We start from the raw sequence: 15,980 nt of genomic DNA on the forward strand, positions 1-15,980 counted from the left end.
CCGTGGCCGCTGCGCTCTACGCCATCCGTGCCGGTGCCGACAACGGCAGCGACGTCAATAGCCTGGCCAAGCTCCAGAGCGTCGTGGCCACCGCCGTGACGGCCTACCAGAAGATTCAGGTCTATGCCGAGCTGATCGCAGCACCAGGCGGTTTCCCGGAGGATGCCGGTCGTCCTACCGCTGAGGACTTCAAGGCCATGGGCCTGAGGGTCCCGGCCAGCGTCGAGGCCGATCAGGGCATCGGTGCCTCGGCCAGCCTGCTGACCGTCGCCATCGGCGCTGCCCAGATCGATACGCCGGCCAAGCTGCAGGCCATCCTCGACAACTGGGACAGGCTCTTTGCCCTGGTCAACGGCAAAGCCGATACCGCGGCCCTGAGCGCGACCACGCGCGCCGCCTTCAGCGCCTTGCTCAGCGGGGTAGGGGTGACGGTCGATGCCGCCACCCGTCCGGCCGCGCTGGACCTGTTGCAGACCGCGCTGGACCAGCAGTCCAGCAAGGCCGTCATGAATACTCCCGCCAAGCTGGAAGCCTTGCTGGCCACTGCCCAGGGCTTGCTGGCACTGGCCGGCACCGCGCAAGTCTTTGCCGCCGAACGTCTGCCCACCAGCCTGGCCGCCGCCGACCTGATCGCGCTGGGCGTGGCTCCTGCTGCCACCTCCAATGCCGCTGCGGCAGCGGTGTTGAGCGCCGTCTCGGCGCATGCCGCCAGTGCCGTGGACAGCCTGGCCGAAGTGCAAGCCGTGGCCAACCTGGCCATCAAGGCTCAGGCCAAGATCAGTGCCTACGCCGACGATGCCTCCAAGCCTGAGCCCGTGGCTGCCGACTACCTGGCCGTGGGCCTGGTCAGAAGCGATGGCACCGCGCTGGTGGTGAGCGACAATCTTGGCGCCATCAATACCACCCTGGCCAGCACCGCCATCACCGCTGCACTGGCGGGCGACCCGGCCAAGCTCAAGGGCATCGTCGATGCCTATGCCCACATCGTTGCGGCGACTGTGGCCGGCACGGCTGCGCCGACCCTGGATGACTATGCGAGCGTCGGCCTTTCCGGTCTGAATCTTCAGAACAAGGGTTTGCTGGATGGCGCATTGCCGCGTCTGGGCGTGGACAAGGTGAAGGATCAGTCACAACTGCAAAAAGCCGCCGAAGCAGTGGCCAAGATCGCCGCGCTGGCCGATGACAGTGCCAACACGGCAGCCAATGCACTACCGCTGGCCGCTGACTACGCAGCGCTGGGTCTGAAGATGGGCAACTCCAGCGCCACCAATGATGCAGATGGTTCCGGCGCAGCGCTGCTGGGCAGCGCCATCGATGCCAGGCCGCTGGCCAGTGTCGATACGACCGACAAGCTGCAGGCCCTGATGGATACCGTCAACAAGCTCATGGACAGTGCCGCCCGCCTGCCGGCCGCATCCATGCCCACGGTGGCCGACCTCAAGCTGCTGGGTCTGGATATCGGCAGCAGGACGGTGGCCCAGCAGGGCGCCATCCTGGCCGCCATTGGCACCAGCGGCAGCGACGGCAGCCGGATCAAGTCGCTGACAGAGCTCTCCACGCTGGCGCAGAAGGCCGTGGATGCGCTGGCCAAGATCAGCGCCTATGCCCAGGACAATACCGGCGCCTCGCTGGGCGTACCGACCGTCGATGATTACGCCGCCATGGGTGTGTTTGGCGTGAGCAGTACCAGCCTGGCCTCCGTCAATGCGGCACTGGCCACCACCGTTGTCGACGGCGCCCACGCCAATACCCAGCCGCTGGTGCAGGGCATTGCCAGCGCCTACCTGAAGGTATTGGCAGCCGCCGACGGCAGCCGCGCCCAACCCGATCCGATCGGCTCGGCAGCAGTGCCCACCGAAGCCGAACTGGAGCGTCTGGGGGTAGGCGTGAGCGCTGCCACCAACAGCCATCGCATCAGCCTGCTGGCCACCGCTCTGGACGCATTGAGCCGCGACAAGGTCGACACGCCCGCGCGCATCGACCTCATCAACGCGTCTGCCGGCAAGATGATCGCCGCAGCCGGCAGCGCCGATGCGGCCGCGCTGTTGACCATGGACGACTTTACCAATCTGGGCGTGCAGGGCCTGGATGCAGCCTTCCTCGCCAATGTGCAGGCGCTGGTCGCCAGCACGGACGTCAGCCGCATCGACAGCAGCACCCGTCTGCAAGTCCTGGTGGATGGCTTGCTGAAGGATCTGAAGATCATCCGCAACTACGCCGACAACGTCGCCAATACCGATGCGGCACTTGGGGCCGTCGGCAGCGTGCTGGCGCCTACCGTTGACAACTATGCCCGCGCAGGCGTGACCGGCGTGACTGCCGATACGCTGGCCTGCATCAATGCCTCGGTCAAGACCTTGGCCAGCTCCGGTCTGGTGGACAGCAAGAGCAAGCTGCAAGCCATCGTGGACGCTTACCTGCATGTCTTGCAGGCTGCCGACGGCGCGGCTGGCAACCTGGCGTCCCCCATCACGCGGGATGAACTGATCCGTATCGGTGTGCCGGCTGCCAGGTTGCCCGACCCCACTGCCAGCGGCCTGTCGGCGACCGATATGGCGGTGGCGCGCGGCACCATTGGCCTGCTGGTGACGGCGTTGGACGCCCAGCCGGCTGACAAGAGCACGGTATCGACCCCGACCAGGATCGCCGAGCTGGCAGCTACTGCCGGCCGCGTCGCCGCCTATGCGGCCGGTACCCCCACGTCGACCCCGCCCCTGACCAACGACTTCGTTGCGCTGGGCGTGAAGAACCTGGTGGCCCAGGTCGATGGCAATACCCCCTCGACGGTCGGCCTGATCAACAGCGGCCTCAAGGCCCTGAGCAGCGATGCGCTGGCCGCACTGAACCTGTCACAGGTCCAGCTCATGGCTACCGCCGCCGCCAAGTTGCGCAACCTGGCCTCGGCCAGCAGCATCATGGCCGACGCCAGCCGTCCGGCGGCCGATGCGGTCAATGCCGATGGCACGCCCAAGGCAGGTGCACCTCTGACCCATGAAGAATTCAGCGCGCTGGGCATGGCCATCAACAATACCCCGGCCAACCTGAAGCTGCTCAACGAGGTCTTCAATGCCCGTCCGAATTTTGCTTCGGTGTCGGATCTGGGCAAGATCAATGCGCTGAACCTGGTCGATATCGTCAACCGCGTGATGCGCCAGGCCGATGCCGATGTGAAGCCGGACGACGCACCGGCCGGCATCACGCTGGCCGAACTGACCACGCTGGGACTCTCCAGTACGGGCGCTGCGCCGGACGTGAATGCGGCTTCGCTGTCGGCCTTCATGGCCGCGCTCAAGTCGCGTACCCCGGCCCAGGTTGATACCCTGGCCGAACTGAAGTCGGTCGCCTCGGCCGCTCGCGCGGCCCAGGCCAAGATCATGGCCTATGCCGAGCGGCAGACCTCCGGTGCCGTGGCGCAGGCCGGTTCCGATAGCGTGACCCCGGTCGCCCAGGACTTCAGCGACATGGGCGTGAACGGCGTCGGCAAGTATGGCGCCGGCACACCGGATCGCCCGGATGCCATGCCGGAGGGCTTGTTTGCCGTCCTCTCGGCGCTGGCCACCAGTGCCGTCAACGGCACCCGTTCGGCCACGGCCGAACTGGTGCAGGGCATCGTCGACAGTGCCAACAAGTTGCTGGGGCTGGCCGATGGCGTGGCCAACACGCCGGCCAATGCGCCCGCCATGGAGGACTATCGCCTGCTGGGAGCGGACCTGAGCAGCCTGGGCCGCGCCAGTGCCAAGACCGACTACCTCTCGCTGCTCAATTCGGTGATCGACCGTCTCACGGCCGACAGGATCGATACCCCTGAGGAAGTGCTGACCCTGGCCAATACCGTCGCCCGTGTGCTCGACAGCACGGCCGGTGCGGGCGGTTCGGCGCCGTCGCGCGCCGACCTGGAGCAACTGGGCGTCACCGGACTGAACGACAAGGACATGCCGGCGGTGCTGGCCAAGTTGCAGCAGCTGCCGGCCGACAAGCTCTCCACCATCAATACCTTGCCGGGCCTGCAAGGCCTGGTCTCCAAGGCCATCACTGCCCAGGACAAGATCCGCGACTATGCTGGCGACAACACCAAGCCCGCACCGGTGGCGCAGGACTATGCCGACATGGGTGTGCTCTTGCCGTCCACGCCCAAGGCGGTGGCCGACAGCATCCTCGGCGCCACCAACAAGGCGCTCGCTTCCGGCCCGGTGGGCGCGGATCAGGCCGGCACGCCCGACCAGGTGCAGGGCATCGTCAACAGCTATGCCAAGCTGCTGGCCCTGGCCGATGGCAGCATCAGCACCGCGGCAGCCGATCTTCCGGTGGCGCAGGATTACGTCCGTGTGGGGCTGGACAAGACCCTCACCGACAAGCTGGCCACAGCGTCCAACCTGCAGCTGTTGAACCAGCTGGTCGACGGCGCGGCCAATGCGGCGGCAGTGGACAGTCCGGCCAGCCTGAGCGCGCTGGCCACCATCGCCAACAAGGTGCTCAACATCGCGGCGCAGCAGAGCGGCGACCTCATCTCGCCGGCCGACGTCTTGAGCACGGCCGACTTCAAGGTGCTGGGCATCAGTGGCCTTTCGGCGGTGGAAAGCGATGCCGTGGTCGCGGCGCTGCAATCGCGCACCGTGGCCGATGTCGATACCGTGGCCGAGATCCGGAACGTGGCAGCGGCCGCGCGCACGGCCATCAATCGCATCGTCGCCTACGCCGACAGCAATAGCGGCGACGCCCCCACGGTGGCCGATTTCCAGGCGCTGGGCGTGATCGGGGTGAGCGAGGTCGGTGCCAATGCCAACAAGGACGGCATCCTGGCCGCGCTGGCCACGGCCGGTGTCGACGGTACGGATGTCAACTCCGTGGCCGGTATCCAGTCACTGGTCAACAGCTATGCGCAACTGCTCAAGCAGGCCGACGGCGTGCCCAGCAACACCAGTGACGCCAACCTGGCCAAACAGGTTGATTTCGATCATGTGGGCGTGGACCTGTCCGCCCTGCTGGCATTGGACAGTGGCGCCGCTGGCGCCAGCAGCAACATCGTGCAATTGCTCAGTTCCATCGTGGACAGCCGTTCCTCCACCGAGGTCAATACCCCCGCCAAGATCGCCGCGCTGGCGACCCTCGCAGCCAAGGTCGGACTGGCCGTACAGGGCGACAACAGCCAGCCGCTGACGGTGGACGACTTTGCGACGCTGAAGATCTCGGGTGTGAATGCGGGCAACCTGGCCAAGGTTCAGAGTCAGCTGGCCAGACAGGCCGATGATGGCAGCAGCGTCAACTCCTGGGCCAAGCTGGCCGATGCGGTCTTTACGGTCACCAACGTACCGGCCATGAACACGGTGGCGGGCGACGACATCATCAATCTGGGCGAGCGTACCGCCGGCGTCACCCTGACCGGCACCGCCGGCAAGGATGATACGGTCACGCTGTTCTATCCGGATGGCAGCGTCATGAAGAGCGGTATCGTCACCCGTGACTCCGGTACCGGCACCAGCGTCTGGAACTGGAGTTACACCCTTACCGACGCCGACTGGCTGGCGCTGGGTGCCAACGGCGCCAATGGTGTGGACAAGGTGATTGGCATCCAGTCGCACAATACCGTCAAGGGCATCGATTCGATCAAGGTCAACCATACGGTCAATATCGATACCACGCCGCCGGTCTTTTCTTCGTCCATCGCGCTCTCGCGCGATACCGGCACGGCCGGGGACGGCATCACCAGCGATGGCAAGGTGCTGGTGTCGGGCCTGGAAGCCGGCGCCAGCTGGGCCTACAAGATCGATAGCGGCGACTACCAGCCGGGTAGCGGCGGCAGCTTCACCGTCACCGGCGAAGGCAGTCATACCGTCAAGGTCCGCCAGACCGACCGCGCCGGCAACAACAGCGCCGAGCAGATACTCGCCATGACTCTCGATACGGTGGCACCGGCCAAGCTCAGCGCAACGCTGGCCCGCGATACCGGCAGCAGCACCAGCGACCGCCTGAGTTCGGATGGCACGGTCAACATCGCTGGCCTGGAGAGTGCCGCCAGCTGGCAGTACAGCCTGAACAACGGCACCACCTGGAGCGCCGGCAGCGGCACCAGTGTCAAGATCAAGGGCAGCGTCGATGGTGCCGGCAATGTCGATGGCACCAAGAATGTCGTGGTCCGCCAGACCGATGTGGCCGGCAATGTCGGTGCCATCAGCGACGTATTGAGCTTTACGCTCGATACCAGCTTGCCGGCCAAGCCGACGCTGGGTCTGGCCAAGGACAGCGGCAATGGGACTGACCGCATCACCAATGAAGGCACGGTCAACGTCGCCCAACTGGAGGCCGGCGCCAGCTGGCAGTACAGCCTCGACAATGGCGTGACCTGGAACGACGGCAGCGCCACCAGCTTCCGCTTTGCGGGCGCCGCCGAAGGGGGTAGTGGCAGTGACGGGGCCAAGAACCTGCTGGTGCGTCAGACCGATGCCGCCGGCAATACCAGCCCCAACAGCGACAAGTTCAGCCTCACCCTGGATACCACCGCGCCGGCTGCTCCGAATCTGGTCCTGGCCAGTGATAGCGGGGTTCAAGGCGACAAGGTCACCAATGACGCCATCTTCAACATCAATGGACTGGAAAGCGGTGCGGCCTGGCAATACAGCCTCGACAGCGGCGCCACCTGGACCAATGGTTCCGGTGCCAGCGTCAGACTGCGCGGTTTGCCCGATGGAAGCAAGAGCATCATCGCGCGGCAGATTGACGTGGCTGGCAACGTTGGCGCCAGCAGCGATGCAGTGAACTTCACACTTGATACCACCGCACCCGCCAGGCTGACTCTGGCCATGGCGCGCGACAGCGGCAGCTCGCCGACCGACCGCATCACCAATGATGGCACCCTCAATGTGGGCGCGCTGGAAGCCGGTGCCACGTGGCAATATAGCCTTGATAACGGCAGCACCTGGACCGCGGGCAGCGGCTCCAGCGTGCGTATCAAGGGCGCGGCCGACGGCAGCGGCAATACCGATGGCGTCAAGAGCGTGGTGGTGCGCCAGACCGACCTGGCCGGCAATATCGGCGCCCCCAGCGCCAGCTACAGCTTCACGCTCGACAGCACGCTGCCTGGCACGCTGTCCCTGTCGCTGGCCCGCGATACCGATGTCATCAACGACAAGATCACCAGCGATGGCACGATCAACGTCACCGGTCTGGAAGCTGACGCCAGCTGGCAATACAGTGAGGACAATGGCGTGAACTGGTCGCGCGGCAGCGGTTCGAGCTTCGTGCTGGCCGGTGACGGTGACAAGAACGTCGTGGTGCGGCAGAGCGACGTGGCCGGCAACGTCGGGCCCACCAGCGATGCCTTCACCTTCACGCTGGACGGGGGGCCTCCTGATCGTCCCACCATTGCCCTGGCCGTCGACAGCGGCAGCTCCCGCACCGACAAGCTCACCAACGATGGCACGGTCAATGTCGGCAAGCTCGAGGCTGGTGCCAACTGGCAATACAGCCTCGATGGGGGGAGCACGTGGATCAATGGCACCGGCAGCAGCTTCAAGCTCAAGGGTGCCGTTGACGGCGGGACCAATACCGATGGCCTGCGCAATGTGGTGGTGCGGCAGACCGACACGGCAGGCAATCCCAGCCCCGACAGCGACACGCTGAGCTTCACCCTGGACACGACGGCACCCGTCAAGCCCACCTTGTCCCTGCAGGCCGACAACGGTAGTTCCGCCAGCGACAAGGTCACCAATGACGGTACCGTCAAGGTCGATGGTCTGGAGGCTGGCGCCAGCTGGCAATACAGTACCGACAGCGGTGTCACCTGGCGCGCGGGCAGCGCCAGCAGTGTCAAGCTCACCGGTGATGGCAACAAGACCATCCAGGTGCGGCAGACCGATGCCGCCGGCAATCTGGGCGCGACCAGCGACAGCTTCAGCTTCACGCTGGACGGCACCGCGCCGGCCAGTCCCACGGCGGCCCTGGCCACCGACAGCGGCAGCTCGCCCAGCGACAAGATCACCAATGACGGCACCGTCAGCGTCACCGGCCTGGAAGGCGGTGCCAAGTGGCAGTACAGCATCGACAACGGCACCACCTGGGTCGATGGCAGCGGCAGCAGCGTCAAGCTCAAGGGGGCAGCCGATGGCGCCGGCAATACCGATGGTGCCAAGAAGGTTCTGGTGCGTCAGACTGACGTGGCCGGCAATGTCGGTGCGGCCAGCGCAGCCCTGAGCTTCACGCTGGACACCACGGCACCGGCCAAGATCACCGCAGCTCTGGCCAGGGATAGCGGCGCTTCGACCTCGGACAAGATCACCAACGACGGTACCGTCAACGTCAGCGGCCTGGAGTCCGGTGCGAGCTGGCAGTACAGCCTCGACAACGGCAGCACCTGGAGCAATGGCAGCGGCAGCAATGTCAAGCTCAAGGGCGCAGTCGATGGTGCCGGCAATACCGACGGGCTCAAGTCCCTCGTGGTACGCCAGATCGACAAGGCCGATAATGCCGGTCCGACCAGCGATGCGGTGTCCTTCACGCTCGACACGACGGTGCCCGCCAAGCTGGGGCTGTCCCTGGCGAGCGATACCGGCACGGCCACCGACAAGATCACCAGCGATGGCACCCTCAACATCACCGGACTGGAAAGCGGCGCCACCTGGCAATACAGTACCGACGATGGCAGCACCTGGAGCAACGGCACCGGCACCAGCGTCAAACTCACCGGCGATGGTGCCAAGAAGGTCGTGGCGCGGCAGACCGATGTGGCCGGCAACAGCAGCGTCAAGAGCGATGCCGTCGAGTTCACGCTCGATAGCAAGGCCGTTGCACCCACCATCGTCCTGAACGCGTCCGCCGGTACCACGACCGACGGCGCCAGCATCACCACCTCGGGCAGCTTCGTGTTGAGCGGCGTGGCGGAGAAGGGCGCGCAGGTCGTCGTCAAGCGTGGCGACGGTACCGCGCTGGGCACGCTCACCGCCTCGGCCACCGATGGGGCGTGGTCGCTCAATCTTGCATCCACCCTGAAGGTCAGTGGGCTGCAAAAGATCGACGGCAACGACAGTACCGCCAATGGCACCTACAGCCTGCTCTCGGCCAGCGACCAGGCGGCCTTGCTCAATTCATTCAGTGGCGACTTCGTGCTCAGCGGCAGGGGCTTGCTGGACTTGTCCAAGCCGGTCTACACCCAGGGCAGTGGCGCCTCGGCCTGGTATGTCTGGGCCGCCCAGGATGGTGGTTACCTCATTTCGCATCAGTCGGGGACCGACGAGTGGTACCGCGAAGCAGCGGGCGGCGTCACGCTGGCCGGTCAACCGGAAAACGTGCGCACCTGGAGTGCCCTGGATACCTCGGCAGCTCTGGTGCAGGCCGAACTCCTGCAGAACGGCGACGCCAGCGACAACGAAGTCGCACTGGTCGGCGTGAGCATGGTCAGCAGCCACGGTGCGCGTGACAGTGCCTGGAGCTACACGGCAGAGCAGACCGATGTGGCGGGCAACACCAGCCCCAAGGCCAGCCTCGGCGTGCTGGTCGATACCGCCACGCCGCCTTTGCTGGACATGGATGCGCTCACCGACGGCATCCAGTCCAGCGCGCAGCGGCAAGCCTCGAGCAGCGAATTGCGCTCGGGAACAGCCTTCGTCGCCAACATCGTGCCACCTGCCAAGACCACGGCCTCGGCCATCGATGTGGTCTTCAGCGGCAGCGGTCTGGATCTGGTCAATGACCGGCTGCTGATGGATGCTCTGGTGGCGCTGGATGCCAACCTGGCGCCGGTGAGCGGCAAGACCGTGGGCGGCGTGGCCGACATCAGTTATGTCTACACCACGGCCACCCGGACCATGAACATCACCAAGACCCGAGGCGGCACGTTCACCGCTGCCGAGGTCGAGGCCCTGGTGGAAAACATCAAGCTGCAAAACTTCACCCCCACCGCCGGCAGCCGGGTGATCACCTTCACTCTGCGCGACGAGGCCGGACTGGTTGGTCCCTCCATGCAGGCCACCCTCAACGTGGGCAGCGACAGTCTGTTGCTGGACTTGGATCCGAGCACGCCCGGATTGCAGTCCAGCTCCAGCCAGAACCTCACCGACGCCACTCGCCTGGCCGCCGGTGTCGCCTTCGATGCCAGCGTGGCTGCACCGACTTCGACCCAGGTCACCGCAGTGAAGGTGGTGCTGGGTGGGGCTGGTCTGGATGTACTCAACGATCGTCTGATCCTCGACACGGCGCTGGCCCTCAATACCGACCTGCCCGTCAGCGGCGGCAAGACGGTCGGTGGCGTGGCTGGTCTGAGCTATGGCTACGACAGTGCCAGCCGTACGCTCACCCTGAGCAAGACCGGCGGTGCGAGCTGGAGCGGTAGCGAGGTGCAGTCGGTCTTGCAGGCCATCAAACTGGGGGGCAGCAGTACCCACGATGGGGTGCGCACGGCCAGTTTCCGCCTGGTTTCCAGCACCGGCGAGACCGGTAACGCCTCGACGGCGGGCATCCTCTTCGACACCCACGCACCGACGCTGGATGCCGATGCCACCCTGGTCAATCTGCAAACGAGCTCGCGCAAGGCGTTCACGGCGGCCAGGGCGGCGGCGGGAGAAGGACTGTTCGCGCACGACATTGCGGTCTGGCCGACCAATGACATCAGCAGCATCCGCATCCGGCTGGATGGCCCGCAATTGGACCTGCAGAAGGACAAGTTGGTCCTGGACGTGCCGTTGGCGCTCAATGCCAGCCTGGCTACGGTGAGCGGCAAGAGCATCGGCGGCGTCAGCGACTTGAGCTATGGCTACGACGGCAGCACCCAGGTACTGACCATCAGCAAGAGCTCCGGTGTACCCATGAGCGGACTGGATACGCGCGCCATCCTGAAGGCCATCCAGTACCAGAATGCCACGCCGAGCGCAGGTGACCTCAGTGCCACCATCACGCTCACCGATGTGGCGGGCAACAGCAGCAACACTGGCGTGACACTGTCGGTGGACATGACGGCACCGGCCAGCATTACCGGCACGCTGGTGAACAACAAGCAGATCAGCTACAAGATGCTGAGCATTCCGGACATCATGGGCGACACCAACAAGCACAACCTGCACTCCGGCGAGAGCGCGGATATCACCAGCCTGTTGCCGGCCGGGATGACGGCGGCAACCTTCGTTTCTTCGCTCAAGGGCTTCTTCGCAGAATGGGGTGGAGTCCCTATTACCAATGATGCGAACACGACCGACAAGCACTACAACAGCGTGTTCTCTTTCCCGAGAGGGTTTGGCTTGGATACGATGTTTAGCATGGCACACCAGGGCGGCGACTATGTGAAGGGTGAAAACTTCACGTTCGCTTCTCCCGATGGCAGGCAGCTCTTGCTCAAAGCCGTGAGTGGCTTCTATAGCGCCCTTACGGATGTATACGCCTTCACAACCCCTACCGCTGCGCAGAATTACGACATCGGCAATGTCCGTCTGCTTTACCAGATCACCACGGACAACGCCAATTCGCAGCCGACCGTCAATGTCCGCTATGACGGCACCAGGGCCAGCGTTGGTGACGTCATTGGTCTGTACGAGGGCAACAAGTTGCTGGGTAGCCGCACCTTGGGTGCGGCCGATGTGGGCAATGCCGCAGCGACACTGGAGGTGACGGTCGCTGGCAGTCTGGGCGCCGGCGAGCATGTGATCACGCCCAAGTTCACCGACACGGCGGGCAATGTGGTGGCAGGCAATGAGATCCGTCTCACGCTCACAGGCGATGCGGTAGCACCGGTTCTGAGCAATCTGCGGGTCAATGGTGAAACGCCGGATACTCAGCCCATCAATGCCTCGGCGAGCAAGTACGCCGTGATCGCGGACACGCCTGCCAGTCCGGTGACCCTCATGCGTCTGGACCAGAATCTGACCTTCTCCGGCAATGTCGGTGGCGCAGGTTCCGGCGACAGCTACCTGATCTCGGTGAGCATGGGCGGCAAGGTGATCGCGTTCAGCGAGGTGATGGCGGGCGACTTCTCGCTGACCACGCCGGCCAACATCCTGGCGCCGGGCATGTACCACGACCTGACCATCACGGCCACCAATATCAGTAACGGTGTCAACAATGGCCAGACCACCATTCTCCAGAACCAGACGCTGGGCTGGTACTGGGTGCCGCAGAAGCTGGACAGCTTGAGCGGAGGTGCCGGCGATGATCAGATTCCCTTGTCCGTCACCTCCGGTGGCATCAATACCGTGGTGCAGACCGGCCAGGGCAAGGACACGTTGATGCTGGGCGGATTCGGCATCAGCGACTCCTCCAGGCTGGTGGCCACGGTTTCCGACTTCACCTTGGGACAGGACAAGGTGACGGTATTCGCACAGTCCGTCACCAAGGACAACCTCGATACCTTCGTCAAGGCCTCCGCCTACAGCACCAGTTCCACCAAGCTGGTGGTGGACCTGGACGGAGCCGGGGCGGGGACGACCAGTTACACCTTGTACCTGCAGAACGTGGCCTACAACCCAAGTAATACCCATACGATCTTCGGTGTGTGATGGCCCTGACCTAGACCGAGATCGTTGACACGCACGCGCATCGGCTCCTTGAGGGGCCGATGCCTGCGCCCCACAGACGGACCGGCCGCAGGCCGTGTCCAGCGTTTTTCAAACCAGATGAAGGAGAAAAAAATGGCAGCGCAATCCGCAGATTCCGATGAGCAGAATTTCTGGCCAGGCTACGTCGATTCCATGGTCAACATGGTCATGTACCTGTTGCTTCTGATCGCCATCCTGGCCATGGCCGTGATGTATTTTTCCATGCGCGCGCGCGACGAAGCCAAGGACAGCAAGGCTACCGAGATCGAAATGCCGGGCAAGCCTTTCCCCCAGGCCTTGCCGGGGCCCAACGCGCTCACCCCGGTCACCCCCAGTGCCGAGGAGCTGCATGCCCAGATTGAGCAGATGCGCCAGACGCTCAACAACAACGAGGTTCGCTACAAGGCCGACGTGGCCGAGCTGAAGGAAAAGCTGCGCGAGAGCGACCAGCGTTTCAAGGCATCGGGCCTGGCCAAGGTCGAGAAGCCCAACCAGAAGGAACGCGGCAACAACATGAAGTCCACGCCTGAAGCCGATCTGGCCAAGGAAGGAGCCTCCGAACGCGTGCTCAACGCCACCGGCACGGCCGGAGCGTTACCCACCGGCGTGGAGCAGTTTGCCTTGCGGCCCAGCGTGCTGATCGTGCGCTTCCGTCCAGGCACCGTGGACCTGAATCCGGACGAAGCCAGGCGCATGAACGAGACCTTCGTCAAGCACTTCGAATGGAACCCCGGCGTGGAACAGAACTTCACCATTTCTTCGGCGGCCGTGGAGGGCTTGTCGGAGTCCAACCGCATGGCCTTCTATCGCGTGGTGGCGGTGCGCAATCACCTGCTGTCCATCGGTGTGCCGGCTGCCCGTATCCGCCAGCGCATCGAACCCGTATCTGCGGCGCGCCAGAGTGGCACGGAAGGGCTGGAAATCCGCATCCAGAAGACCGAGTGAGGAGGCCCGATGTCTGATGCCGCAAGTTCCATCGAGGACGCCCTGGTCGGCAAGACCACCTATACGCTGGATGTGACCCAGGCCGGCACCGCCCTGCGCAAGATTTCCATCGAAACCATCAGCGATGTGCGCAGCCTGGGCATCGATCTCTTGCTGGTGCTGCGCAGCGGCGGCCAGATCCTGTTGCGGGAAGGTGCGCTGGATGCGCTGGTCAACCCGAACCGGCGCCTGGAGTTCAGTGATGGCGTACTGACTCTTCAGCAGATCTTCATGCAGAGTGAACAGTTCGACTTCCTGAACCAGTCCGGTTCCGGTGTCGCTGCGCATCTGTATGTGGCTCATGCGCACGACAGGCCGCTGCCGCAGTGGGATCACGGTGCGGCATTTCCATTGGGAGGCTGAGGATGGATGAACCTGCTGATCTGTCGACGCTGACCGAAGCGCCCGCTGCAGCGCCCGTGGTGGATGCCATGCAGTGCTGCAAGCAGGCCATCGGTGAGCGTCTCAAGTCCACGCGCATGTTGAGTGGCCTGAACCAGCGCGACTTCGCCAGCCGCCTGGGGACTTCGGGTGCCTACATCAGCTGCGTGGAACTGGGGCACAGCATGCCGGGCGGGCGCTTTTTGCGCTCGCTGCACCGGGAGTTCGACGTCAACATCAACTGGCTGCTGACCGGGCTGGAGAAGGAGATGCCGCCCCGTCATGGCTTCCACGTCAAGGTGTTGATCGGGGATTATGTCCGCGCCTCGGAGCGTGGCAAATCCCTGGTGATGGCGGTGGCCAATTTCCTGGTGAGCAGGAGCGGTTGAAGACCAAGGTCCAGGTGGGCCCGCCGCGGCTGCTTGCCGCTGCGGGCAACTGCCCGGCATACGGGGATACGGGCAGCGCAAACGGGCTCGCCCGTACAGAGGAGAGCATATGTACAGTGAAGAAATCGGTGGGCGGATCAAGGAAATCCGGCTCGCACATGGCCTGAGCCAGCGTGAGCTGGGGCAGCGCCTCAATACGTCCACCGGTCACATCAGCTGGCTGGAAGCCGGCAAGGCCATGCCCGGGGGAGAACTGTTGCTGCAGCTCTATCGCGAATTTGCGGTCGACATCAACTGGCTGCTTACCGGCAACGAACCCGAGGTACTGCCCCGGGAGAGCGATAATGATGTCCGACAACTGGTCGATCACTATTGCCGTATCGATGTCCAGGGGCGCGAGATCATCCGCATCCTGGCCAGCTATGCCGGCCGCAGCGCGGTCTGAGCGCCTTCAGCGTCCCGTGGCAGGCGCACTGGCCGCCACGTTGACAGTACCTGCCTGCACCTCGCGGTTCAGGCGCCACACCAGGGCTGACGCCAGCAGCGTGGTTCCCACGATGACATAGCCCACCACATCAAAATGCTGCAACTGGCCCTGCGGGCCGAGTGTGACGATATGGCCCGCCACGACCGAGGCCACCCCGCCCGAGAGTTGCTGGATCGATGCGCTGATGGCGTTGAAGGAGCCGCGCTGCTGCGGCACCGGCACCGAGGCGACCAGCGCCTGGAACGGGATCATGCGTGAAAAGATCCCCAGGAACAAGACCGCATTGACCAGCACGATCATGGGGACCGTGACCGGCCCCAGGTGCGTGTAGATCAGCACCATGATGATGGACAGTACGGCACCGAAGACGAAGACCCGGAACTTGCCGACCTTGTCGGCGGCCCGACCGATGAGCGGACCGAAGGCGATGGTGCACAGTCCGGTCACCAGGTAGACCGTGGGCAGGTGGTGCAGATCGATGCCCAGGTTGCCGACCAGATAGGCGCTGCTGAAGGGCATGAGCATGAAGCCGCCCGTCATCAGCAGGGCAGTGGTGGCAAAGGCGAACAGGTAGCGGGGCTCGGTGAGGGTGTGATACAGGTGCATCCAGGCCGTGTGCTCCTGCTTGAGTTTGAGGTGGCCATCCACCGGCTGCATCTTGACGCTGACCACGATGCCGCCCACGGCGCCCAGAGCAGCCATGGCCAGGAACGGCACATGCCAGTTCCAGCGATTGGACAGATAGAGCCCGATCGGAATGCCCAGCACCTGGCTGGCCGCAAAGGAAGTCTGGATGACCCCCATGACGCGCCCGCGCAGCTGCGGTGCAAACAGGTCGGTGGCAATGGCCAGCGTCATGGAGCCGATCACGCCGCCGAACAGGCCCGTGACGATGCGCGCGAGCAGCAGGCTTTCGAAACTCTGCGCCAGGCCGCACCAGACCGTACCCAGCACGAAACCGCCATAGAAGAACAGCAGCAGCCGCTTGCGATCAAAGCGATCGGCAAAGCCGGCCGTGAGCAGGCCGGAGGCGCCGGCGCTGAAGGCGTAGGCGGAGACCACCAGCCCGAACTGTTGCGGCGTGATCTGCATGGCCGGCATGATCACCGCACCCAGCGGTGACATCAGCATGAAATCGAGAATGACCGCAAATTGCAGAAAGGCCAGGAGCCCGACCACGGTCTTCTGGTAGCGTGTGAAACCCGCCGGGGCGGCGGTGCTGGCGGG

At 64.5% G+C, this 15,980-nt stretch carries 6 protein-coding genes; 5 read left to right on the forward strand and 1 reads right to left on the reverse strand.

Annotated elements, in window-relative coordinates:
- Positions 1 to 2 precede the first annotated feature (2 nt).
- The 5 genes from HNO82_RS20695 (at position 3) to HNO82_RS20715 (ending at position 14,711) form a co-directional block, all read left to right on the forward strand.
- Entirely contained in the window at positions 3 to 12,473 is a 12,471-nt protein-coding gene (locus HNO82_RS20695; protein WP_175344977.1) for an Ig-like domain-containing protein, read from the forward strand.
- Between the two features lie 132 nt (positions 12,474 to 12,605).
- Complete coding sequence (locus tag HNO82_RS20700) at positions 12,606 to 13,457, forward strand: vesicle formation protein (RefSeq protein WP_175344978.1); 852 nt, start codon at positions 12,606 to 12,608, stop codon at positions 13,455 to 13,457.
- A 9-nt stretch (positions 13,458 to 13,466) separates the two neighbouring features.
- A complete protein-coding gene (locus HNO82_RS20705; protein WP_008330140.1) occupies positions 13,467 to 13,859 on the forward strand; it encodes a hypothetical protein in 393 nt (130 codons plus the stop codon).
- A 2-nt stretch (positions 13,860 to 13,861) separates the two neighbouring features.
- Positions 13,862 to 14,266, forward strand: a complete 405-nt coding sequence (locus HNO82_RS20710; protein WP_249777060.1) for a helix-turn-helix domain-containing protein — start codon at positions 13,862 to 13,864, stop codon at positions 14,264 to 14,266.
- A gap of 109 nt (positions 14,267 to 14,375) precedes the next feature.
- Positions 14,376 to 14,711 carry a helix-turn-helix domain-containing protein gene (locus tag HNO82_RS20715; RefSeq protein ID WP_175344979.1) on the forward strand — a complete coding sequence of 112 codons (336 nt, stop codon included), beginning with the start codon at positions 14,376 to 14,378 and terminating at the stop codon, positions 14,709 to 14,711.
- A gap of 6 nt (positions 14,712 to 14,717) precedes the next feature.
- On the opposite strand, the gene HNO82_RS20720 is transcribed toward HNO82_RS20715, so the two are convergent.
- Positions 14,718 to 15,980 (reverse strand): MFS transporter (locus tag HNO82_RS20720; RefSeq protein ID WP_249777061.1); only part of this gene is annotated, 1,263 nt, incomplete at its 5' end.

It is taken from the genome of Herbaspirillum sp. C9C3 (genome assembly GCF_013359625.1).
Classification (GTDB): domain Bacteria; phylum Pseudomonadota; class Gammaproteobacteria; order Burkholderiales; family Burkholderiaceae_D; genus Herbaspirillum.

Coding starts and splice junctions, on each gene's coding strand:
- HNO82_RS20700 (WP_175344978.1), top strand. CDS start 12,606: ATGGCAGCGCAATCCGCAGATTCCGATGAGCAGAATTTCTGGCCAGGC.
- HNO82_RS20705 (WP_008330140.1), top strand. CDS start 13,467: ATGTCTGATGCCGCAAGTTCCATCGAGGACGCCCTGGTCGGCAAGACC.
- HNO82_RS20710 (WP_249777060.1), top strand. CDS start 13,862: ATGGATGAACCTGCTGATCTGTCGACGCTGACCGAAGCGCCCGCTGCA.
- HNO82_RS20715 (WP_175344979.1), top strand. CDS start 14,376: ATGTACAGTGAAGAAATCGGTGGGCGGATCAAGGAAATCCGGCTCGCA.